The following is a 23,024-nucleotide window of genomic DNA, read 5'->3' on the forward strand; positions in this document are numbered from 1 at the left end:
TTTTTAGCTTGTCTGGTTTTTATAATCAATGTTCAGGAACTTTTGTGTAGATTTTCCGCTGGTAGAAACCGCATTGTTAAACAGTTTGCCTGAGCGATTTATGCGCAGCTTACAGGCCTCTTATAAGTTGTTGAGAATGTGTATAATATTCCTGTAATTGGATCTGCCAGGGGCAAGAAATTCCATAAATCCCGCAGTTAAATGCGGGTCTTTTTATTGTTGCAACACTAACAATCTGGTTAAGTATTCACCAATTCCAACGCCAAAACTTGCCAGGAGTTGTTGGCGTTTCCAAAATGTATTAATATGAAAGCAGCAGTTATTCATGGTCCGGGTAAAGTTACTTACGACACCGTAGAAGATCCAAAGATCAAAGACGATCGGGACATCATACTTAAAGTAACCGCAACAGCGATTTGCGGCTCCGATCTTCATATTTATTCAGGTGGTATTCCGCAACCCCGGCCAATGGTATTGGGTCACGAATTCATGGGTATCGTGGAAGAAGTTGGCAGGGGGGTTAACAACCTCGTACGCGGTGACCGTGTTGTTGTACCGTTCCCGGTTGCATGCGGAACCTGTTTCTTTTGTAATCATCATCTCCCGGGCCATTGTGAGAACAGCAATCCTGATCATTATGGACCTGAAGGCGGGTTACTTACGGAAAAAGGCGGGGCGCTTTTTGGCTACACCGACTTATATGGTGGCTATGATGGGGGACAGGCGGAATATGTACGGGTTCCCTATGCCGATTTCGGTCCGCGCAAAGTGCCGGATAATCTCACGGATGAGCAGGTTCTTTTCTTAACCGATATTTTTCCAACAGGGTATACCGGTATCGACTGGGGCGAAGTTAATGGCGGTGAAACGGTTGCCATTTTTGGTTCGGGCCCGGTAGGAATAATGGCTGCAAAAAGCGCCTGGCTCAGGGGTGCTGCCAGGGTGTTTATCATCGATACGGTACCCTATCGTTTGGAGAAGGCAAGGGTAGCTGCAAATTGTGAAACCATATTGTGGGAGAGTGGTGCGAAGGACGTTGTTGAACAGGTGCGCGCATTAACTAAGGGCCGTGGTGCCGATGTATGCGTAGAAGCAGTAGGTTTTGAGCCGGATCGTAATGTACTCGACAGGGCCAAAGCGGTGATCAACCTCGAGAAGGGATCACCTAAAGTTCTTGAAGCTTGTATGAGCGCTGTTCGCCGCGGCGGTATCGTATCGGTACTTGGGGTTTATCCAATGTCGTACGACAACTTCCCAATCGGGCAGTTTTTCGATAAGGGCATCACACTAAAAGGTGGCCAGGCACCTGCCCATAAGCACATAGATAAACTACTGTCGTATGTTGAGGACGGCAAGGTTACTTTGAACGACATTATTACCCACCGTTTACCGCTCTCTGAAATTGCTCATGGCTATGATATTTTTAAAAAGAAAGAAGACAATTGTGTGAAGGTGGTTTTGGACCCCTGGAAGTAATCAAGTTCAGGTTTACTATAGGGGAAATCCGTAGCTGCAGGCTGCGGATTTTTTGTGCGTGTACGGCAAACTGTTTACTGCTTCAACAGTTTGGGCAGGCTGTCACAGCAAAATAAAAATGCGATTGGCTATAAAACCAATCGCATTTTTTTGTAAACAAACAGGTGCATTTTTTCGTCGACGCATTCCCCCTCAATCCGCATAGAATTAGTTAGCAGTTTGTGCCTGTAATTTAGCCGGCTGAACGGTTGTCAGCAGGACTCCCGTTAGTACAATAACCAATGCAATTACCTGGGTAAATACGATCTTTTCGTTAGCTACCAGCCAGCCAATAAGTATGGCCACAATTGGGTTAACATAGGTATGGGTGCTAACCAGGGCCGGAGGTTGTACGGTAACCAACCAGGTAAAGGCCAGGTAGGCGACCAATGATCCCATTACGATCAGGAAAATCAGCCCGCCCCATGCACGTGTGCTAACCTCCCCTGGTTCAAACTGTAGCCATTCTCCGTTTACAATACCTACCAGCCCCGAGAATATGCCTGCTGCGATTAGCTGAACCGCCGTATTGGCAACATTGGAACTACCTGGATTTGTTTTGCCTTTTGCATATAAGGTGCCGATTACCCATAAAATTGCACTCACCAAAACGATAATTGTACCGAGTAGTTTGTGCGTTGCATCCTGGTGGCCGCCGTTTGATGCAGGACTGAATCCCGAGAAAAGGGCAATTCCGGCAAACCCGATAAGCAAACCTGCGATTATGCGTTTGTTTGAAAAGTAAGCGGACCAACGTTTTCTGTCGAGCAGCACAAACCAAAGCGGTTCGGTTGCAATAATCACTGCCGCATAACCGGAAGAAATGTATTGCTCCGCGTATACTACCATCGCTGATCCGCCAACCAGCATGATGATACCACTAATAACAAGCACTTTTATCGAACCTCGATCTGGCCAGGTAAGTTTTCGATAAATGCACCAGGCACTCAGGATTGCACCGGCAGCCAGGTATCTGAGGCAGGAGAGTACGAAGGGCTTCATGCCTTCTAAACCAAATAGATTGGCCATGTAGGTGGTGCCCCAAACAAAATAAATTGCCGTAAAGGCAAGCACCAGGAGGATGGGAGATGGCTTGCTGTCTTTCATGAATAAATATTACCGTTAAAAAGTGTTTTGCTGGTATAAAAGTACAGCTTTATCGTATTACCTTTAAACTGTATTTTACCGGTGGTAAATAATAATGCAAGAAGAAAAGTCCATATCAAACATGCAACTGGATGGGGGTATTGCCTGCCTCGACTTTATCAATACCCAGTTTACATCCGGAGCGGGGGTTGGTGATCGGCTGACATCTTACAACGACGTACTGGTACTAAGCGAACGCGTTTTCCTTTTTCCAGGCGAGAGCATAAAGCAATTAAAAAAGCTGGCGGCAGGATCTCCCGAAGAAGCAGAGCACAATGCAGCCCAGGCAAGGTACATGCGGGGAGTTATGACGGCGGTATTTACCCCCATTGCGCTGGGTGCCAACAGCCAATTCGGGCAGGGGGTGTTGGCAGAATTTCATAACCAGGTTAGTGCAGCGTTTAGCCGGCAGCAGCTGGTATACAAAGATGATCACTTAACATGGGACTTTGGCCCTAACCTACATTTAGCTGCCCCCGCAGATGCTTTCCTGCTTTCCGCATATAACCTGTTGCGGGATCCCGGGCTCCAGCGACTGGTAAAAAAATGTGCTGGTTGCGATTGGCTGTTTCTGGATATAACCAAAAACCACCGACGAAAATGGTGCGATATGCAAACCTGTGGCAGTTCTCACAAGTCGAAAACCTACTATCAGAAGAAGATAAGGAGTAAGCGTACAGGTGGACAACCTTAGCCCTCAAACAAAAAATCTTTCCTGATGCTCCCCGTTTAATTATAAGCGTTTGAAGAATATGATAGAGAATGCTTTTTTTCAAAGCTGAATAAAGCCGTTCCGATGAACGGAGCCCGTCCGAACGGGGTTCATCCGGGCGGGCAACCAATGTCGCCTGAAGTTCTTTCGCCCGCTCCATAAAGATCCTCTTCTTACTTCGAGCGTGTTTCCGGTCCTGATTTCTGGAATTGACTATCCCGGTCACAAATATTTTCCCATACGGCAAATATGGAATCTTAAATTGCAATACCGTCGACCAGGCGGCTGGATACCCCACAGCCGTTACTTACATGGTTCAACTTTTTAAGCCACTATTCATGTTAAAGATTGTATTCACAATACTTTTTGCTGCTGTGTTTTTGCAAACGGCGGCTCAAACAATCCCCACCCCGAAGGACCATTTTGGGTTTAGTATCGGGGATGATTACCAGCTGGCAAACTACACCCAAACTGAGGCATATTTTAAAAAGCTTGCGGCTGTATCGGACCGGGTTAAGCTGGTAAGTATCGGGCAAACAGAAGAAGGAAGGCCGCAATACATGGTAGTTGTATCATCACCCGCAAACATAAAGGCGCTCGACAGGTACAAGCAGATTTCACAAACGCTGGCCCGCGCAGAGGAACTGACGGATGAGCAGGCCAGGGAACTTGCAGCAAACGGCAAAGCTGTTGTTTGGATAGACGGCGGACTACACGCAACCGAGGTTGTTGCCACCCAACAATTGATTGAAAATGTGTACCAGTTTGTCAGCCGGACAGATGCAGAAACCCTACACATCCTGGATGAAGCGATTATACTGTTTGTTCATGCCAACCCTGACGGAATGGAGCTCGTATCCGATTGGTACATGCGCGAAAAAGATCCTAAGAAACGCAAAATGAATATTCCGCGACTCTACCAGAAATACATCGGGCACGACAATAATCGTGACTTTTTTATGCTGAATATGAAAGAGTCGGAGAACATCAGCCGCCAGCAGTACATCGAATGGATGCCCCAGATTGTTTACAATCATCACCAGGCTGGGCCTGCCGGTTCTATCGTTGCCGGCCCACCCTACCGCGATCCGTTCAACTATGTTTTTGACCCGCTGTTGGTAACAACCATTGACGCGTTGGGTGCCGCCATGAACAGCAGGTTGAACCTGGAAGGAAAACCGGGCTATACCCAGAAAGCGGGATCGGTTTATTCCACCTGGTGGAACGGGGGCCTGCGCACAGCTGCCTATTTTCATAACATTACCGGTTTGCTCACCGAAATCATAGGTAATCCAACCCCGGCAAGTGTTCCGCTTGTTCCTGCACGTTTAATCCCTAATGCTGCAACACCTTTCCCCGTAATGCCGCAACAATGGCGTTTCCGCCAGTCTATTGATTATTCGGTATCGCTCAACTATGCCGTACTAAATTATGCGGTAAACCAGCGAAAGGAGCTATTGTTTGGAATTTACCGGATGGGGAAAAATTCCATTGACAAGGGAAACAGGGATACGTGGTCGCTTTCACCTAAATATGTGGACTCGATTAATAACGCTTTTGCAAAAGACCAGAAGATAGCACGCCCGGAAGGAAGTGAAGCGGAAAACAGCGAACGCCGTGTTGTGCCCATAAAGTATTTCGACCTGGTGTACAAAGACCCTAGTTTGCGTGACCCCCGCGGTTATATACTACCAGCTAACCAGCCCGACTTTCCAACCGCTGTCAGGTTTGTAAATGCTTTAATCAAGTCGGGCATCCGCGTACACCGGGCAACTGCCGACTTCAGTGTTGCTGGTAAAGACTATCCTGTGGGATCGTATGTTGTAACCACTGCGCAGGCATTCAGGCCACATGTGCTCGACATGTTTGAACCACAGGATCATCCAAATGACTTCCAGTATCCGGGTGGGCCGCCGGTTGCGCCATACGATGCAGCAGGATATACCCTTGCCTACGAAATGGGTATTAAGTTCGACCGCGTGATGGATGCGTTTACCGGGCCGTTTGAAAAAGTGCCTTATGGTGAATTGCAAGCTTCCAAACCGGTCGTGCCGGCTGCAGCTCCGCATGGCTATATCCTTTCAGGCTCTACGAACAATGCTTTTATAATCGTCAACGAACTCCTGTATGCGGGGGTAAAGGTTTACCGGGTAAATGGCCGGGGCACGGAACCTGAACAAAATGGTGCGTTTTACATTCCTGCCACAAACGAGGTAAAGCCTTTGTTGCTGAAGCACAACGCAATCGCCGGAATAAAGATCGAAGCTGCTTCTGCCCGGCCAGCTGGGCTCGTTGCTGTTTCACCGTTGCGGGTTGCGCTTTGGGACAGTTACGGTGGTTCAATTGCAAGTGGCTGGGTGCGTTGGTTGATGGAACAATACCATTTTAAGACCCAGGTAGTTTATCCAACGGAGTTAAACAGGGGCAAACTCAACAACAAATTCGACCTGGTCATCTTTGTAAGCGGGGCAATCCCTGCTACGGGACGGCCGGCGGGCCGGAACCTTCAACCAGGCCCCGAAGAAATACCATCGGAATTTCACAAGCGGCTCGGCCGGATTACCGCCGATACAACTGTTCCACAACTCCGGCAATTTGTTCAAGACGGCGGACGTATAATTACGATTGGTAGCAGTGCAAACCTGGCTTATCATTTCAACCTGCCGGTTCGCAATGCACTTGTTGAAGTTGTAAACGGGGTTGAGCGACCCCTGCCCAAGGAGAAGTTCTATATTCCTGGTAGCATCATGTCGGTAGTAACAGATCCTGCGCTACCGTCTGCGTGGGGGATGCCCGCAAGTGCCGACGTATATTTCGATGAAAGCCCGGTGTTTGCTATCGCACCGCAAGCCCTGGCTAAAGGCGACATAAAACCGATCGCCTGGTTTGCGTCAGCTAAAACACTTCGCAGCGGTTGGGCATGGGGTCAAGGCTATTTGCAGCATGGCATTGCAGCATTTGAAGCAAAGGTTGGTAAGGGAACACTTTATGTTTTTGGACCTGAAATAACTTTTCGCGGGCAAACGCATGGCACCTTTAAGCTGCTGTTTAATCAATTGTACCGGCTGAGTGCCAATTAAAAAGCATCGGCCCGCCGAAAGGCGGGCCCGATCTGTAAACCCTTAATCAGGTATTGATAGGTCAGCTCTTTGGCGGTTCGATATTGTTTTGCTCGTCGATGACTTCCTTCACTTTCCGGCTTTTCATCCGAAACGCTGGAAAGCGCATCGGGCTCATCTTTGGCCTTTCGTCGCCAAACAATACACCCCATTGTTTAAGGTTATTTGAACGGTCAAATATAATTTTCAGGATGGCGATAATGGGTATGGACAAAAACATTCCCGAGATACCTGCAACAGCACCACCAACGAGCACCCCTACGATACTGGCGAGGGCATTAATCTTAACCTTGGAGCCTACTATCCTCGGCATCAGGATATTATTATCGAGAAATTGCACTATCGCAATCGTAATCAGAACCGTCCAAACCGGCCAAAGTTCTTCAGAGGATGATAGCGTAAGCAGTACGCCAATAACATTTCCAAGAAGGGCGCCAACATAAGGTATCAGGTTTAGAACAGCAAAAATTACCCCTATCAACAGTGCATGTTTGATACCGATGATCATCAATGCTCCGCCCAACAGGATGGTAATGTAGGTGATCTGGATCATCAAGCCGACGAGGTAGCTTTTGATAATTGATTTTGTTTCAAGCATACCGTCTTTAAGCTTTTCATGGCTTTCGGCCGGAAACCACAAAAACATAAACCGGAGTAACAGGTTTTTGTAGAACAGTATCAGAAAAATATAAATGGGTACCAGTCCCACGAAAATTACGATGGAACTCAGGGAGGCTGCGGCACCGCCAAGCATACCACCAGCCGAGTTAAGTACTTTGCCGCTTTGTTCCTTTATCAGTGCCGTTTGACGTGCAGAAGAAAAGTTGGTTTTTTGATTGATCCACTCGCTTAACGCATTAAGGTGCGTGGTCACATTGGCTTTAATCTTCGGGAAATCATCTACCAGTATGCCAATTTGCGAAGAAAAAAACCAGATGATTGCACCAAGTACCGCAAGCAATATAATCAGCGATATGGCAATGGCGAGTGCCTCAGGAAGTTTTTTTCTAACCAGGAAGCTGTAAAGCGGCATCAGCATGATACTTAAAAAAAACGCCATAATGATAGGCGTTAAGATGTTGCTGCCGGCAACAATGATCAGTCCACAGGTGTATAAACCTATAAGCTCAATTGCTCTTCGGACTGTTACGGGTAATTCTTTCATCATAATATCTGGATGTTCACCGCTGTTTTCGGGGTGTCAAATCATGCTTGTAAAAATATTGAGCCATGCAGGGGTTAGACCATGTTGTGCGCTGCATCGGTGGCCAAAGGGGTTTTGTTGAGTGGGTACATAGAAATACTTACACAAGAAATCAGGGGCTGGATACCGTCGCGTTCCCGGTAGTGGATAGCTGGAAGTGTGTAATAATTGTACCTTTTTGCAATTTGAACCGGGGGAGACATTGAATATCCAATAAGCCGGAGGAATTATCGGGAAACAAAAAGCAGCTACCTTTTACAATAGCTGCCGGGATAAATGTGGATAATTGTACGTTGCACTTTTTTCAGCATGTCGGCTGAACCTGGGCTTACGCCCGGGACGGTCTAAAAAGTTCTTATGAACTAATCACTGTTCATAATCTCAGATCTTTTCCATAGGTTAGCCTCCCCAGATTAAGAAATCTCACTTTTTAAACTGAACCTGGTTTAGGCCGACTTCCGAAAGGTTTTCCGTACAACCAACACTGCCATCTATCAGCTGCTAAGTTCCTATTTACACCGGTAATCCGTACCAGTAAAACTACTGGAAAGCGTGCCGAAATTTATAGGAATGAGGGTTCTTTTGATGCACAAAAAACCTTTGATTTCAGGTCAGCAGGTATGAAAGTCGTTTTGGAACTTTGATGATTGTTCTTAGATAATGCTGCGGAAATGATCAATTGTTAAGGTGGTCCCCCTTGCGGGAACAGGGAATTGTTTTTCAGTAATTATACGGGTGAATATCGCCCTGATTACGTTGAGCTTAGCGGGTAAAAAATCCATGGCAAATTCCCTACCTTCAGGCATTCCAAACGTGATAACTTTGCTTCGTGCAAAACAGATGACTTTGCGGTTTCGGCAAAATAGAGAAATCATTCTTGACGAACGATTCCGTGGCCGCGATGTGCTTCCATTTTCAGAAACAATCGAAAAAACATCGTTACAGCAGTTAATCGATAATCCTGAGTGTACTGCTATTCGCATTTATTTTGGAATGGATGAACAACTCAGGGTGCACCCTATTATTGTTGGTGTAAATAGTCGCAACGAAGACATCATCGACCTTACTTTGCCCGACACCACAGAAACGGGGGAGTTGCTTAATGATGGGGTCAGGTGTCCACCCGTTTGTCCCCCGCCTTCTCCATTAAACGAGCCAATCTGATGCAGTTTTATTTATCGGTGCTTTTTTCCGCAACGGTGATTGTAGCATGTATCATAGCGTTGAACCGTTACCACTTGATTTCAAGATTGTACCGCCCTTTTGTATTTATCCTGTGGTTGGGTTTCCTGGTCGATTTGACTGGTTATATAACTATTATGTTTGGCGTTTCATATGCTGTTCCGGGAAATATCTATGTTTTAATTAACCTTTATCTGGTGCTATGGCTCTTTACCCGCTGGGAAATCAGCCAATCAAAAAAAAGGCTCTTCCAAATAATGGCAGTGCTGTTGACGTTAGTCTGGATTCTGGACAATTTTATACTAAATCCGATTACCCAACTCAATGTATTATTTCGGTTTTGTTACTCCTCATTGCTTATTTTTTTAAGCATAGACCAGATTAATCGTGTAATTGTTTCGGAGCGTAAAAACATCTGGAAAAATGCGCGTTTTGTAATTTGTGCTGCTTTTTTGATATTCTACACTTTCAAGTCGCTCGAGGAAATATTTTTTCTTGTCATAGATCCAAAGAATGAAGATTTTTTAAGTTACGTTTGGATGATCATGATGGTAATTACCCTGGTGGTTAATTCCATTTATGCTTATGCCGCCCTATGCATCCCTTCGAAAGAGAAATTTATATTGCCATATTAATTGCGGCCATAGTCCTGGCCATTATCCTCTTTTTTTTCCTTTATACGCTTGTGAAACATCAACGAATAAATTCGAAACAATATAAGCTTCAAATACAGGCGGAGATCATTGCGCGCGAGGAAGAAAGAAGGCGCATTGCAGTAGACCTCCACGACGATCTGGGTCCTTTTCTATCATCAATGAAACTCCAGATCAACCTCCTGAATACAGAAGATCCTGATGATAAAAACCTGATCCGGGAACTGAGCTTACAGATCAATGAAATTGTGCAGAAAATCAGGGAAACATCCAATAACCTGTTACCAAATGTTCTCGTTCGAAAAGGGCTGGTTCGCGCGCTAACTGAATTTTCGCAAACGATCACCAAAACAGGGAACATTAAGGTTAACGCAGAGTTTGTGCCCGAACATTTCGAATTGGAAAAAGATGTCGAAATTCACCTTTACCGGATCTGCCAGGAAGCATTGCACAATACCATCCGGCATGCAAAAGCGAACAATTTCTACCTTAAGCTCGAACGTGAGCCTGCGCAGTTGAATGTTTCTATCTCAGATGATGGTATTGGTTTCAACTATGCAAAAATGAAAAAAGATAGCATGGGCTTGGGACTAAAAAATATGCTGAGCCGGGTCGATTTTTTGAACGGAGAGTTTTATCTTGATACCCACCCGGGAAGAGGGGTGGTCTACACCATCCAAATTCCGCTCAAAGCTAACTTATGAAGCAAAACCGCGTTACCAGGCTGGTAATTGCCGACGATCATAAAATTTTTCGGGATGGTCTAAAACTGCTGTTTAAAAGGGAAAAGAACTACCAGCTTGTTGGAGAGGCTTCCGATGGGGAAGAGCTGATCGACTTGGTACGCAGTACCCAACCCGACCTCGTGATGACGGATATCGTAATGCCTAAAATGGATGGTGTTACCGCCGTTCGAACGATCCTTTCACAATATCCTGACACTGCAATTATCGCCATGTCGATGTTTGAAGAGGAAAGCATGGTTGTCGACATGTTGCAGGCCGGTGCCTTGGGATACCTCTTAAAAGACGCTGATAAAGAGCAAATCATCGAAGCGATCAATTCAGCCATGAATCATCGCCCATATTATTGCGATCGGATCATGACAAAGGTGATAAAGCTCATGTCAGATAAAAAGTTTGAACAGCAAAAGGAAGCTGAAGCTGTTGCTTTTAAAGACAATGAACTCAACATCATTCGCCTGATCTGCGAAGAAAAGACGAGTAAAGAAATTGCCAACCTCTTATTTATGAGTCCGAGAACCGTTGAGTGGTATCGTATCCGGATCATGGAGAAAATAAATGTTAAAAGCACCACCGGGATAGTAATTTATGCTATCCGCAACAACCTGGTTTCTGCGTTTGCTATTTTCAATGGCCTCGCGTTCATGGCTTAATACAGGCCAACGCTCAAAAAGGTAATTGGCTACTGGTGAAACGGGTGAACCAATGCACTATACCAATTCTAAGGCAGACTGATGTTTACATGCAGTGATGAACAGCTCCCAAACCATGGGTTCCCTTGAAAGTTTCGCTAATCCCTCCATGATTATGGGCCTTTCATCGTGAGTAATAAGTACTTTGAGGCTGATTTTACATTTCAATAATCCAGCCCCATGAACAGGAAAGAATTTGTAAAAACCGCGGGCCTTGCGGCTGCATCTTTAGCCTTGATGCATGCAAAAAGTGGCTTTGGCCAGCCAGCCGAACCCAGGGTCAGGCTGGGTATAATCGGGGTTGGCCTCCGGGGACAAAGCCACTTACAAATTCTGCTTCAACGGTCCGATGTTGACCTGGTTGCCATAGCCGATATCAACGACGTTATGCTCACTGCCGCAAAAGGCATTATTCAAAAAGCAGGTCGCAAAATGCCGGAGATATATACCGGCCATGCTGATGCCTGGAAGCGCCTTGTGGAAAGAAAAGGGCTAGACGCGGTAATCATCGCCACGCCATGGGAACTGCACCGGCCAATGATCATCGGTGCCCTGGATGCCGGGGTGAGGTATATAGGCTCTGAGGTAATACTGGGCATTACCCTTCAGGACCACTGGGATGTGGTAAAAGCGACAGAAAAACATTCGGCACACGTCATGATGCTGGAGAATGTCTGTTACCGCCGCGACGTGATGGCTATTCTTAATATGGTACGCCAGGGCTTATTTGGCGAACTCATCCATTTGCAAGGCGGTTACCAGCACGATCTCCGTGAAGTTAAATTTAACGATGGGGTCCACCCATACGGGCATGGTGTGGAGTTTGGAGAAAAGGGCTTCTCCGAAGCCGGGTGGCGAACGGATCACTCGGTGCACCGGAACGGAGATCTTTATCCCACCCATGGCATTGGCCCGGTTGCGCATTTCATCAACATCAACCGCGGAAACAGGTTTGTTTCACTCAATTCTTTTGCAAGCAAATCCAGGGGCCTGCACAACCATATCGTAAAGCAGGCCGGTGATTCTCACCCAAATGCCAAAATCAAGTTTAAACTTGGCGACGTCGTTACTACCCACATCAATTGTGCAAATGGCGAAACAATCTTGCTCGAGCATGATACCAACCTGCCACGCCCTTATTCGCTTGGTTTTCGGGTACAAGGCACCGAAGGTATTTGGATGGACGTCAACAAAGGCATTTACATACAGGAAAAATCAGCAAAGCCGCACCAGTGGGATCCCGCTGAAACCTGGCTCACCAAATATGATCACCCGCTTTGGGCAAGGTGGAGTAAGGAGTCAGAAGGCGCTGGGCATGGTGGTATGGACTTCTTTGTGGTGCATGCATTTATTGAATCGGTCAAACGTAATCTTCCTACACCCATGGATGTCTACGATGCGGCAGCCTGGAGCGCAATCACCCCGTTGAGCGAACAATCAATTGAGTTAGGCAATGAAACGGTGGGCTTTCCAGATTTTACTTCAGGTCAATGGATGTACCGTAAGCCGGTGTTTGCATTGGACGCAGATTATTAATTCATGAGTAGGAATGTTACAGCAGTCATCGATCGGCTGCGGAAATGGGCTAAATACCGCATACAATAGTTTACACTACCGAGGCTCATCTTTCTATAGCTTTGCCCCGGCTATTAACACCCATGTTCAATGAACAACAGCTTTTACAGAGAACTTTACAACAAACAGAAACTCAGGCAATCGGTTCCTTCAAATGAAGTTATCGCTACATGGGCATCCGAGATCATCAACTTGCTTTATCCTGAGTTGGCAATTACAAACTATACCTCCGCTACCGAAATCGAAGCGCGGTTTGAGAAACTGAGTAAGGAGCTCGTAACCATTCTTGCGTCAACAAAGGCATGCTCCGATTGTAACTATGCCCTCGTTGCCGACGAGTTCTTCGAAAACCTCCCCGAAATCTACCGGCTCCTCAATACCGACATTTATTCAATCCACAACGGCGATCCCGCCGCAACAAGTGAATTCGAGGTCATCCGGGCTTATCCTGGTTTTTATGCGATCTGCTTTTACCGGATATCGCATGCATTGCTCCGGCTGGATGTGCCCTTACTGCCCCGGATACTTACGGAATATGCACATTCAAAAACGGGGATTGACATCCATCCCGGTGCCGAGATAGGGGAGTACTTTTTTATCGACCATGGCACCGGCATCGTTGTAGGCGAAACCGCCAAAATTGGGGATCACGTTAAGCTGTACCAGGGGGTTACCCTCGGTGCACTCAGCGTAAATAAAGCCCTTGCTTCCATAAAACGGCACCCTACTGTAGAGGATCATGTGGTCATTTATTCTGGTGCAACCATCCTTGGTGGTGACACGGTCATTGGCCACCACAGCGTAATTGGCGGTAATGTTTGGTTAACCAACAGTATCCCGCCCGGTTCACTGGTTTACCACAACCCTGAAATAACCGTTGTAGAAGGCAAAATCGTAAACTATTAAGCCCATTGGTATGCAGCATATATTAGATACTGTCGGTAATACTCCCCTGGTTGAACTGGTAAACCTGAACCCAAATCCCGGGGTTAAGATTTACGCAAAACTGGAGGGCAACAACCCGGGCGGAAGTGTCAAGGATCGGGCGGCGCTGAATATGATCCGGAGCGCACTGGAAAGGGGAGAAATCAATCGCGGCACAACGTTAATTGAAGCAACAAGTGGTAACACCGGTATTGCTATGGCGCTGATGGCAAACATCTTCAACATGAAGATCGAACTGATCATGCCTTCCAATTCAACAAAGGAGAGGGTGCTCACAATGGAAGCCTATGGGGCAAAAGTTATCCTGCTCGAGAATATCGAACGCTGTCGCGACTATGCTGAAGAAAAAGCTGCCACAGGTGCTTATTTCCTGCTGAACCAGTTTGCAAATACCGACAACTACATGGCCCATTACAAAACTACCGGGCCGGAGATCTGGCATGGCACCAATCAACAGGTGACCCATTTTGTGAGCTCTATGGGTACAACCGGAACAATCATGGGTTGCAGCCGCTATCTTAAGGAGGTGGATCCAAACATCCGGATCATCGGTTGCCAGCCTACCGAGGAGTCATCGATACCGGGAATAAGAAGATGGCCGCAGGAATACCTGCCTAAAATATTTGACCCTTCCCGCGTTGACCATATTATGGACATCTCGCAGGATGAAGCCACCAACATGACCCGTGAGCTCGCACGCAAGGAGGGCATCTTTGCAGGTATGAGTAGCGGTGGGGCAGCATCTGCAGCCATTCGTCTTGCAACAGAGCTCGACTCGGGACTTATCGTTTTTATTGCCTGCGACAGGGGAGATCGCTACCTCAGCAGCAACCTGTTTGGATAGCCTGCTTTTCTGATCCTGTTATATTGCCCCATTTACGGGGGCACTTCAACAGGGATTAATCACCAACAAAGCGAGAGGAGCAGTGTCCGGCAATGGTCCCTGCAACAGGTAAACGTTGTTTTTGTCACCGGCATTTGTAACCCTGGTTAATCATCGTTGCGTCGCAGTACGTTCATCTTTTGTAATACTTTGCAGCCGGTAGGTATACAATCACAAAACCGGTTTCTGCACGGGTAAATCGTTTACAGCCACACCATAGTTAGATCTTCTTACAACCGAAACTAAGATTATTGAAACAAGCCCCCTTTCGACATCTTGCAACAGTGCTTTTGTGCCTGTGTTGCATCAACCTTTCTGCCCGACAGGTTACTGAAAAAGTTTCGATCAGCACTGCAGGGCTGGGCTGGGCGAACAATTCCGTTAATGCGGTAATCTTTAGAAAAAACTCGCTGGTTACCCACGGCAACATCCAATATATAGCCTGGTACGATGCGGAGCGCTACCTGGTTGTAGGTAAAAGAACTATAGGGTCAACCAACTGGCAGGTACAAAAAAGCAGGTTTCAGGGTAATGCTGCAGATGCGCACAATACCATCAGCATCATGACCGATGGTGATGGTTACCTCCACGTAGCCTGGGATCATCACAACAATGCTTTACGCTACTGCAGGTCGGTTGCACCGGGTTCACTCGAACTAACAGAAAAGCTGTCTATGACCGGCAAGGTTGAACAACGGGTAAGTTATCCCGAGTTTTACTATATGCCAGGTGGCAACCTGTTGTTCCTGTATCGCGATGGTGGGTCCGGGCAGGGTAACCTGGTAGTGAATAGCTATGATGTTCGCAGCAGGCAGTGGACACAGTTGCATGGTAACCTAATCAACGGTGAAGGCAGGCGAAGCGCCTATTGGCAATCCTGTGTTGATGTAAAAGGCACGATCCACCTTTCCTGGGTCTGGCGCGAAAGTCCTGATGTTGCAAGTAATCACGACCTGTGTTATGCCCGCTCAACAGACGGGGGTAAGACCTGGGAACGTTCTGATGGTGAAAAATACAACCTCCCGATTACTGCAGCAGCTGCTGAAATAGCAGTACGGATACCACAGAAAAGCGAGCTCATCAATCAAACCTCCATGTTTGCCGACAATTCAGGAAATCCCTATATCGCCAGTTACTGGCGCGACTCGGCCAGCACCGTTCCGCAATACCGGATCGTTTTCCGGCAGGGTACACAATGGAAGGTGCAGAATCCCGGCTTTCGAAAGTCACCCTTCAGCCTTAGCGGTGCGGGAACCAAAGCGATTCCAATCTCCAGGCCCCAGGTGATTGCCTGGAACAATGGTAAAAAACTTGCAGCAGCGCTAATCTTCCGCGATGAGGAACGGGGCAGCAGGGTATCGGTTGCAATAAACCACGATATCAGGTTACCCAAATGGCAAATAAAGGATCTTTCCACACAGTCGGTTGGTTCCTGGGAACCCAGCTACGATACCGAACTCTGGAAGAATAAAGGGGTGCTCAACCTGTTTGTTCAAAATGTACAACAGGTCGACGCCGAAGGTGTGGCTGCTACCACACCGCAGCCTGTTCAGGTGCTCGAATGGAAACCTGCAAAGCGATAACACAGGCACTTTTCAACAAAACCACCAGGTTACCACAACATTGCTTTATAAATATCCGGGTTATTTTGGTAAGTGATTTGCAACAATCAACCAACTAATGCCCACTACATATCTAGTTTGTTATCTTGCTGTAGTAGTTACAGGTGAGCCAATCTTTACCATAAAAAATACCACATGTTTGATCTCAGGGAACATCCACATACCAGGTTGAACATCTTAAATGGCGACCGGGTGCTCGTATCACCTCACCGCAGCAAACGGCCGTGGCAAGGGAAAATGGAGACACCCCCGGTCGATGAGCGTCCCTCGTTTGATCCCGCCTGTTACCTCTGTCCCGGAAATAAACGGGCCGATGGAACCATCAACCCCGTATACACCGAAACTTTCGTATTTACCAACGATTTTTCTGCCCTACTTTCCAATACACCGGAGGGCAATGTTAATGTAGGTGGATTATTACAGGCTGGCAGCGAAAAGGGCATCTGCCGGGTACTCAGCTTTTCACCCGATCACAGCTTAACCTTGCCCTTGCTTTCCGTGGCTGACCTCGAAAAAGTAATCGAGGTCTGGAAGCAGGAGTTTAACAGCATCAGTGCCGACCCTGCCATAAAGAACATCCAGATCTTCGAAAATAAAGGCGAGATGATGGGTTGCTCCAACCCCCATCCGCACGGGCAGATCTGGGCGCAGGCATCACTACCGCTCGAGATTACCAAAGAAACCAAACAACAACAGGAGTACTTCACCGCAAATGGAAGAAGCCTCCTGGCTGACTATCTTCAACTTGAACTGCGCGAAAAAGAGCGGATCGTATTTGAAAATGAGCATTTCGCTGTCGTTGTCCCTTTTTGGGCCACATGGCCGTATGAAACCCTGGTGATCAGTAAAAGACACATCCAAACCATTCTCCAGTTTTCCCCTGCAGAACATAGCGCTTTTGCTGATGTGCTAAAGCGTTTGACCACCCGGTACGATAACCTCTTTAATGTTTCCTTCCCGTATTCAGCCGGTATGCACCAGTCGCCGGTAAATGATGGCGAACATCCCGAATGGCATTGGCACATGCACTTTTACCCGCCACTATTAAGATCGGCAACGGTGAAAAAATTTATGGTAGGTTACGAAATGTTGGCAAATGCCCAACGTGATGTTACCCCCGAATGGGCGGCTGAAAAACTAAGGGAGCTGAGCGAGGTCCACTATAAACAAATATGACCCTTGCTACCCACACGATTACCGGCTTTCCATGGTGTGAAATTCCAGCGGTACAATTATCATTTGCTACTAAATCTATGTTCGCACCCATCTTTAACACCAGTAATACCTTACATCAGCAATGATAAGAGCCTATATATTCGACCTCGACAATACCCTTTACCCGGTTGAAAGCATAGCCGGCCGGTTGTTTGAACCATTACAGAAAATGATCGAATACTCAGGTAAGCACGATGAAGATTTTGATGCCATTCGAAAGGACCTCATGTGGAAACCATTCCAGGTGGTTGCAGAAAAATATGGCATGGGCGAAGAACTTACCCGCAATGGTATAGAGTACTTAAGGGAACTCACTTACGAAGACAATATGGTGCCGTTTGAAGGATATGAGCTGGTAAAAAGCCTTAAAGCAGATCGCTTCATTGTAACCATGGGGTTTCGGAAATTGCAGCAAAGTAAATTCCGGAGCCTTGGAATAGAAGATGACTTTACCGAGTTGATTGTCGTTGATCCGGAAACACAAAACCAAACGAAGAAGGATATATTTGCCGACATTCAGCAGCGATATGGTTACGAGGCAGGGGAAATGGTGATCGTTGGAGACGATCCGGACTCTGAGATAAAGGGTGGAAACGAATTGGGCATGATCACCGTGCTATTCGACCACAGCGGCAAGACAACACAAAGCGCGGCAACCTACACGATCAGTCGTTTTGACGAGCTGCCGGTTTAACCGTTGCCACTTTGTTGCGGTACAAGTGAGTGACACAACGATGTCGCGCAAAGATTAACTGCAGGTGCCAAAAGAAAGATGCCGAGCATCAAAATTGCCTGCGTATGAGTGTAGTTCTGTTGTTAGCGAACACCATAAAGAGCTTTTAGTTCGGGCTGTTTTTAACCCTAATCATACATTGGCCGGCACTCAACCGTATTCGATAAAGTTGGATAATACAAACATGAACAATTCTACTCCTTATACCAGGTTCCGGGCCGGATCCCTGCAGGGGCTTATTTCGATGCTGGCCGTTATAATGACCTGCAGCTCAGTTATAGCCCAGAAGGACTCAACAGGTACAACCAACCCTGTTACTTACGACAGCTTTAGCCCCGGTGCATTGTGGTACGATACAAACGGCGAACTGATTAATGCACATGGCGGAGGCATCATTTATGCCAATAAAAAATATTATTGGTTTGGCGAAAAACGTGGCCGTTCGGCACAGGCCGGTGTAAATGTTTATTCGTCGCAGGACCTCTATAATTGGAAGCCGGAAGGGCTTGCTCTTGCTGCAAATGAAACGGACACAACGAGTGATATCGCAAGGGGCTGCCTTATGGAAAGACCAAAGGTGATCTACAACGAAAAAACGAAGAAGTATTTGATGTGGTTTCACCTCGAGCTTCGCCGCCAGGGATACAGCGCCGCAAGGGCAGGCGTCGCCATCAGCGATAAGCCGGAAGGCCCGTATACATTTTTGAAAAGCTTCAGGCCAAACGGAAACATGTCGAGAGACATGGGATTGTTTGTTGACGATGACGGCTCGGCTTATCATATCTACTCCTCCGATGAAAACTATGCACTTCGGCTTGCAAAATTAACGGACGATTATACCGCACCAACTACACGGGACAGCCTGCTTTTCAGGAATCACCGCGAAGCTCCCGCCCTGTTCAAGTACCGGAACAAGTATTACCTGATTACAAGCGGCTGCACCGGCTGGACACCTAATAAAGCAACACTGCATGTTGCCAACTCGTTGTGGGGACCATGGCAGCTTTCAGCAGAAAACCCGATGAAAGGTCCTGCAGCCGAAACAACTTATGGCGGACAGTCCACCTTTGTTTTACCCGTTCGCGGCAAAAAAGATGCTTTTATATTTATTGCAGATAAGTGGAATCCCCGCGACCTCAAAGACAGCCGCTATCTTTGGTTGCCTGTGCAGCTCGATACCGAAACTCCCTATGTTAACTGGTTAGATAAATGGGAACTAAAGTTTTTTAATGCAGCTAAAAAGTAAACTCATCACATTCGGAGGAGCGTTATGCTTTTTTATCAGCGTCAAAGTACTTGCCGCCGATACCCTTAACGCACCGGCACCTGTACTTCCCGGTCTTTATGCCGACCCCCATATTGCAGCATTTGGAAAACGTTTCTATTTGTACCCGACTACCGACGGCACAGTTGGTTGGATGTCGACCCACTTTACCTGCTGGTCATCTGCCGACCTCGTAAGGTGGAAGCCTGAAGGCACAATTCTCGACCTCCCAAAGGATGTTAGCTGGGGTCCAATACGGGCATGGGCACCCGCAATCGCCCAAAAAGATAACCGCTATTATTACTACTTTTCCGCCGACGTAAACATAGGGGTAGCGGTGGCTGATAAACCAACGGGTCCTTTTAAAGATGCACTCGGAAAACCATTGGTACCAAAAGGTATGCTCCGCGGGCAAATGATCGATCCCATGGTTTTCATTGATGATGACGGCGCTGCTTATCTTTACTTCGGACAGGGAAACTGTAATGCCGTAAAACTGAACAGCGATATGGTTTCTTACGATAGCACGGCCATCATATCGTTTAAACCACAGGGATATAACGAGGGCTCTTTTGTATTCAAGCGAAAAGGCATTTATTACCTGATGTGGTCGGAGTTCGATACCCGCGATCCAAGGTATTCTGTTGCTTATGCCACTTCCAGGTCGCCCCTTGGGCCTTTTACCAGGGCAACATCAAACCCGGTGCTCAAGGCGAGTGGAGTGGTCAAAGGTGCCGGCCACCATTCAGTGGTGCAGGTGCCAGGTAAAGACGAATGGTACATCGCTTACCACCGGTTTAAGATTCCTGATGGTAATGGCTATAACCGCGAAACATGCATCTCACCCATGCGCTTCGATAAAGATGGAAACATATTACCAGTAGACGTTTTTGAAAAGGTAAAGCCCGTGACCATTCGCAGGTTAAAGTGAGGCAGGTAGGTTAATCAACATTGTAACCATTCAACAAATAAATAAACAATGAGCATTCTCAGTCAATTCGAACTTAAAGGGAAAACCGCACTGGTAACCGGTAGCGATACCGGTCTTGGCCAGGCCATGGCTATTGCACTTGCCGAAGCAGGTGCCGACGTAGTTGGTGCATCAAACGTTGAGGCAATCAGGGGCGGCGAAACAGAAAAAGCCATTACGGCACTTGGCAGAAAGTTCACTGCGTATGTGGTCGACATCAGCGACCGCGACGGTTTATACAGCTTTATCAACGAAGTAAAGGCAAACCATACTATTGATATCTTGATCAACAATGCGGGCATGATCCTCCGTAAACCCGTAGCTGAACACCCCGATGAATGGTGGGATAAAGTAATCTCCGTTAACCTGGATGCCCAGTTCATCATCACCCGCGAATTTGGTAAAGACATGATCGCCCGCGGTTCCGGAAAAGTTGTTTTCACCTGCTCTCTGCTCAGCTTCCAGGGTGGCATAAACGTGCCCGGTTATACCGCCAGCAAAAGTGCAGTCGCCGGCCTTGTAAAAGCATTTGCAAACGAATGGGGTTCAAAAGGAGTCAATGTTAATGGTATCGCACCTGGTTATATTGCAACCAATAATACTGAAGCGCTTCGCGCCGATCCTGAACGTTCTAAATCCATCCTCGACCGGATTCCTGCAGGTCGCTGGGGCGAACCAAAAGACTTCAAGGGGCCAGTCGTGTTCCTTACATCTGAAGCCGGCTCATACGTGAATGGGGCAATCCTGCTTGTAGATGGCGGTTGGATGGCGCGTTAATTGTGCTCCCCTTAGCCTGCTCCGCGACTCATTGTTATTGTATTCAGCACTACTTATTGGCCTTGCCGGTAAGTAGTGCTTTCAATTTTCCACTATGATCAGAACTGTACTATTTGCGGTACTGTGCATTTGTATTCTCCAGGTGGCCGCGCAAAAGGCACCAGGCAAATTTGAACTTGGCGACTCTGTTTTCCTCCTGAACGGACAACCTTTCCAGATGATTTCGGGCGAAATGCATTACCCGCGCATTCCACGTGCAGCCTGGAAACAGCGCATGCAAATGGCAAAAGCAATGGGCCTGAATACCATCGGCACCTATGTTTTCTGGAACGCTCATGAACCGCAAAAAGGCAAGTACGATTTCTCCGGTAACAACGACATTGCGGCTTTTGTAAAAGCCGCCAGTGATGAAGGGCTCTATGTTATTCTTCGCCCAAGTCCGTATGTGTGTGCTGAGTGGGAATTTGGTGGTTATCCTTACTGGTTGCAAAACGAAGAAGGTCTTGTGGTAAGGAGTAAAGAGCCCAAGTACCTGCAGGCCTATCGCAATTACATCATGGCTGTTGGCAAACAACTTGCGCCCCTGCAAATCAACCACGGGGGCAACATCCTGATGGTGCAGATTGAAAATGAATACGGTTCTTACGGCAGCGATAAAGAATACCTCGACATCAACAGGAAGATGTTTATAGAAGCCGGCTTCGACGGCTTACTCTACACCTGCGACCCTGCAAATGATGTGGCAAAGGGCCATCTGCCAGGTTTACTTCCTGCCGTTAATGGTATTGATAAGCCGTCTCAGGTGAAAAAAATTGTACAGGAAAACTTCAATGGCAAAGGGCCTTATTATATTGCTGAATGGTACCCGGCATGGTTCGATTGGTGGGGCACAAAACACCATACCGTTCCCGCAGAAAAGTATGCACCAGCCCTGGAAACCGTACTTGCAAACGGTATATCCATCAATATGTACATGTTTCATGGCGGTACCACCCGCGACTTCATGAACGGTGCAAATTATAACGACCGCAATCCCTACGAGCCACAAATCAGCAGTTACGATTACGATGCCCCGCTTGATGAGGCAGGTAATGCAACCGACAAATTTTTAAAATTCCGCGAGGTAATCAGCAAGCACCTTCCATCCGGGCAAGTTCTTCCCCCGGTTCCGGCAGCAAAACCGTTAATTGCTATTCCTGCGGTAAACTTCGAAAGCGTAACTTCTGTTTTCGACCTTTTGCCTGCTCCTAAAACGAGTCTTAAGCCCCTCACCTTCGAGAAGCTGAACCAGGCTTATGGTTTTGTGCTCTACCGTACAACCCTTCCCGGAGGCAAAAAAGGAAAACTCCAGGTCACCGACATTCGCGATTACGGCATCGTATTCGTCAACGGCAAACGGGTAGGTATATTAGACAGGCGTACAAAGAAGGATAATCTTGAGCTTGACTTACCTGCAGGAAATGTAACCCTCGACATACTTGTTGAGAACCTCGGCCGGATAAATTTTGGCCCATACCTGCTTAAAAACACCAAAGGCATCACCGAAAAGGTAAGCTTCGGCGGTACCGAATTAACGGGTTGGCAAATGTTCTCTTTGCCATTCAGCCGGGTAGACAATATTAAAACGAGCAAATCAACACCCGCAACAGACGTTCCGGTAGTTCGAAAGGGCAGTTTTACCATCAACAAAACAGGCGATACCTACCTTGATATGCGTGAGTGGGGTAAAGGTGTAGTATGGGTGAATGGGCATAATCTTGGGCGTTACTGGGAAGTTGGCCCGCAGCAAACCGTGTACTTGCCGGCAGAATGGCTGAAAACAGGTAAAAACGAGGTTGTTGTTTTTGAGCTATTGAAACCATCACAAACGGTGCTTACAGGAATTGAAAAGCCGATATTGGATATGGTAAAGTAGCTTCGGGAACGATGGTCCCTTCCTGCCAATCAGAAGTTTTTTGGGTGACCAGCATCTGACCATTGATGTAGCATCGTTGCCACGTCCGCCCGGCTATCCATTCGGACGGGCTCGGTTCTAAGATGAATCTCATGGCATCAGTTAAGCGCATATTATATT

At 47.2% G+C, this 23,024-nt stretch carries 19 protein-coding genes; 17 read left to right on the forward strand and 2 right to left on the reverse strand.

Features of this window, described 5'->3' with window-relative positions:
- Window positions 1-306: 306 nt before the first annotated feature.
- The gene (locus EXU57_RS20280; protein WP_133270085.1) at window positions 307-1,476 is read left to right on the forward strand and encodes a zinc-dependent alcohol dehydrogenase; all 1,170 of its coding nucleotides are present in this window, start codon (window positions 307-309) and stop codon (window positions 1,474-1,476) included.
- A gap of 207 nt (window positions 1,477-1,683) precedes the next feature.
- On the opposite strand, the gene EXU57_RS20285 is transcribed toward EXU57_RS20280, so the two are convergent.
- Window positions 1,684-2,622, reverse strand: a complete 939-nt coding sequence (locus EXU57_RS20285) for an EamA family transporter (RefSeq protein WP_133270086.1) — start codon at window positions 2,620-2,622, stop codon at window positions 1,684-1,686.
- Between the two features lie 94 nt (window positions 2,623-2,716).
- Between EXU57_RS20285 and EXU57_RS20290 the strand changes: the two genes are divergently transcribed.
- Complete coding sequence (locus EXU57_RS20290) at window positions 2,717-3,355, forward strand: CGNR zinc finger domain-containing protein (RefSeq protein WP_133270087.1); 639 nt, start codon at window positions 2,717-2,719, stop codon at window positions 3,353-3,355.
- A 356-nt stretch (window positions 3,356-3,711) separates the two neighbouring features.
- Window positions 3,712-6,453 carry a M14 metallopeptidase family protein gene (locus EXU57_RS20295; protein ID WP_207955550.1) on the forward strand — a complete coding sequence of 914 codons (2,742 nt, stop codon included), beginning with the start codon at window positions 3,712-3,714 and terminating at the stop codon, window positions 6,451-6,453.
- A 61-nt stretch (window positions 6,454-6,514) separates the two neighbouring features.
- On the opposite strand, the gene EXU57_RS20300 is transcribed toward EXU57_RS20295, so the two are convergent.
- Entirely contained in the window at window positions 6,515-7,660 is a 1,146-nt protein-coding gene (locus tag EXU57_RS20300; RefSeq protein ID WP_243745674.1) for an AI-2E family transporter, read from the reverse strand.
- 816 nt (window positions 7,661-8,476) lie between these two features.
- On the opposite strand from EXU57_RS20300, the gene EXU57_RS20305 reads away from it, so the two are divergent.
- From EXU57_RS20305 to EXU57_RS20365, 14 genes are all read left to right on the forward strand, one after another.
- Entirely contained in the window at window positions 8,477-8,860 is a 384-nt protein-coding gene (locus tag EXU57_RS20305; protein ID WP_133270089.1) for a hypothetical protein, read from the forward strand.
- Complete coding sequence (locus EXU57_RS25225; RefSeq protein WP_165958217.1) at window positions 8,860-9,513, forward strand: hypothetical protein; 654 nt, start codon at window positions 8,860-8,862, stop codon at window positions 9,511-9,513. Before EXU57_RS20305 ends, EXU57_RS25225 begins: the two co-directional genes overlap by 1 nt.
- Window positions 9,474-10,235 (forward strand): sensor histidine kinase, encoded by a 762-nt coding sequence (locus tag EXU57_RS20310; RefSeq protein WP_133270090.1) that lies wholly within the window; start codon window positions 9,474-9,476, stop codon window positions 10,233-10,235. The genes EXU57_RS25225 and EXU57_RS20310 overlap by 40 nt, the downstream gene beginning before the upstream one ends.
- On the forward strand, window positions 10,232-10,927 hold the full coding sequence (locus EXU57_RS20315) for a response regulator transcription factor (protein WP_133270091.1): 696 nt from the start codon (window positions 10,232-10,234) through the stop codon (window positions 10,925-10,927). The genes EXU57_RS20310 and EXU57_RS20315 overlap by 4 nt, the downstream gene beginning before the upstream one ends.
- A gap of 219 nt (window positions 10,928-11,146) precedes the next feature.
- Window positions 11,147-12,502 (forward strand): Gfo/Idh/MocA family protein, encoded by a 1,356-nt coding sequence (locus EXU57_RS20320; protein ID WP_133270092.1) that lies wholly within the window; start codon window positions 11,147-11,149, stop codon window positions 12,500-12,502.
- Window positions 12,503-12,631: 129 nt separating this feature from the next.
- Complete coding sequence (gene epsC / locus EXU57_RS20325) at window positions 12,632-13,447, forward strand: serine O-acetyltransferase EpsC (protein ID WP_133270093.1); 816 nt, start codon at window positions 12,632-12,634, stop codon at window positions 13,445-13,447.
- Window positions 13,448-13,457: 10 nt separating this feature from the next.
- Window positions 13,458-14,330: a cysteine synthase CysM gene (gene cysM / locus EXU57_RS20330; protein ID WP_133270094.1), complete on the forward strand. Its 873-nt coding sequence runs from the start codon at window positions 13,458-13,460 to the stop codon at window positions 14,328-14,330.
- A 290-nt stretch (window positions 14,331-14,620) separates the two neighbouring features.
- Window positions 14,621-15,952 carry a BNR repeat-containing protein gene (locus tag EXU57_RS20335; protein WP_243745675.1) on the forward strand — a complete coding sequence of 444 codons (1,332 nt, stop codon included), beginning with the start codon at window positions 14,621-14,623 and terminating at the stop codon, window positions 15,950-15,952.
- Window positions 15,953-16,126: 174 nt separating this feature from the next.
- Window positions 16,127-17,167 carry a UDP-glucose--hexose-1-phosphate uridylyltransferase gene (locus EXU57_RS20340; protein WP_133270095.1) on the forward strand — a complete coding sequence of 347 codons (1,041 nt, stop codon included), beginning with the start codon at window positions 16,127-16,129 and terminating at the stop codon, window positions 17,165-17,167.
- 121 nt (window positions 17,168-17,288) lie between these two features.
- Window positions 17,289-17,900 (forward strand): HAD family hydrolase, encoded by a 612-nt coding sequence (locus tag EXU57_RS20345; protein ID WP_133270096.1) that lies wholly within the window; start codon window positions 17,289-17,291, stop codon window positions 17,898-17,900.
- Window positions 17,901-18,123: 223 nt separating this feature from the next.
- Window positions 18,124-19,185, forward strand: a complete 1,062-nt coding sequence (locus EXU57_RS20350) for a glycoside hydrolase family 43 protein (protein WP_165958218.1) — start codon at window positions 18,124-18,126, stop codon at window positions 19,183-19,185.
- Window positions 19,169-20,134, forward strand: a complete 966-nt coding sequence (locus EXU57_RS20355; RefSeq protein ID WP_133270097.1) for a family 43 glycosylhydrolase — start codon at window positions 19,169-19,171, stop codon at window positions 20,132-20,134. Before EXU57_RS20350 ends, EXU57_RS20355 begins: the two co-directional genes overlap by 17 nt.
- A gap of 48 nt (window positions 20,135-20,182) precedes the next feature.
- The gene (gene kduD / locus EXU57_RS20360) at window positions 20,183-20,950 is read left to right on the forward strand and encodes a 2-dehydro-3-deoxy-D-gluconate 5-dehydrogenase KduD (RefSeq protein ID WP_133270098.1); all 768 of its coding nucleotides are present in this window, start codon (window positions 20,183-20,185) and stop codon (window positions 20,948-20,950) included.
- Between the two features lie 94 nt (window positions 20,951-21,044).
- Window positions 21,045-22,865, forward strand: coding sequence for a glycoside hydrolase family 35 protein (locus EXU57_RS20365; protein ID WP_133270099.1), 1,821 nt, complete (start codon window positions 21,045-21,047; stop codon window positions 22,863-22,865).
- Window positions 22,866-23,024 lie beyond the last annotated feature (159 nt).

Source organism: Segetibacter sp. 3557_3 (assembly GCF_004354985.1).
Classification (GTDB): domain Bacteria; phylum Bacteroidota; class Bacteroidia; order Chitinophagales; family Chitinophagaceae; genus Segetibacter.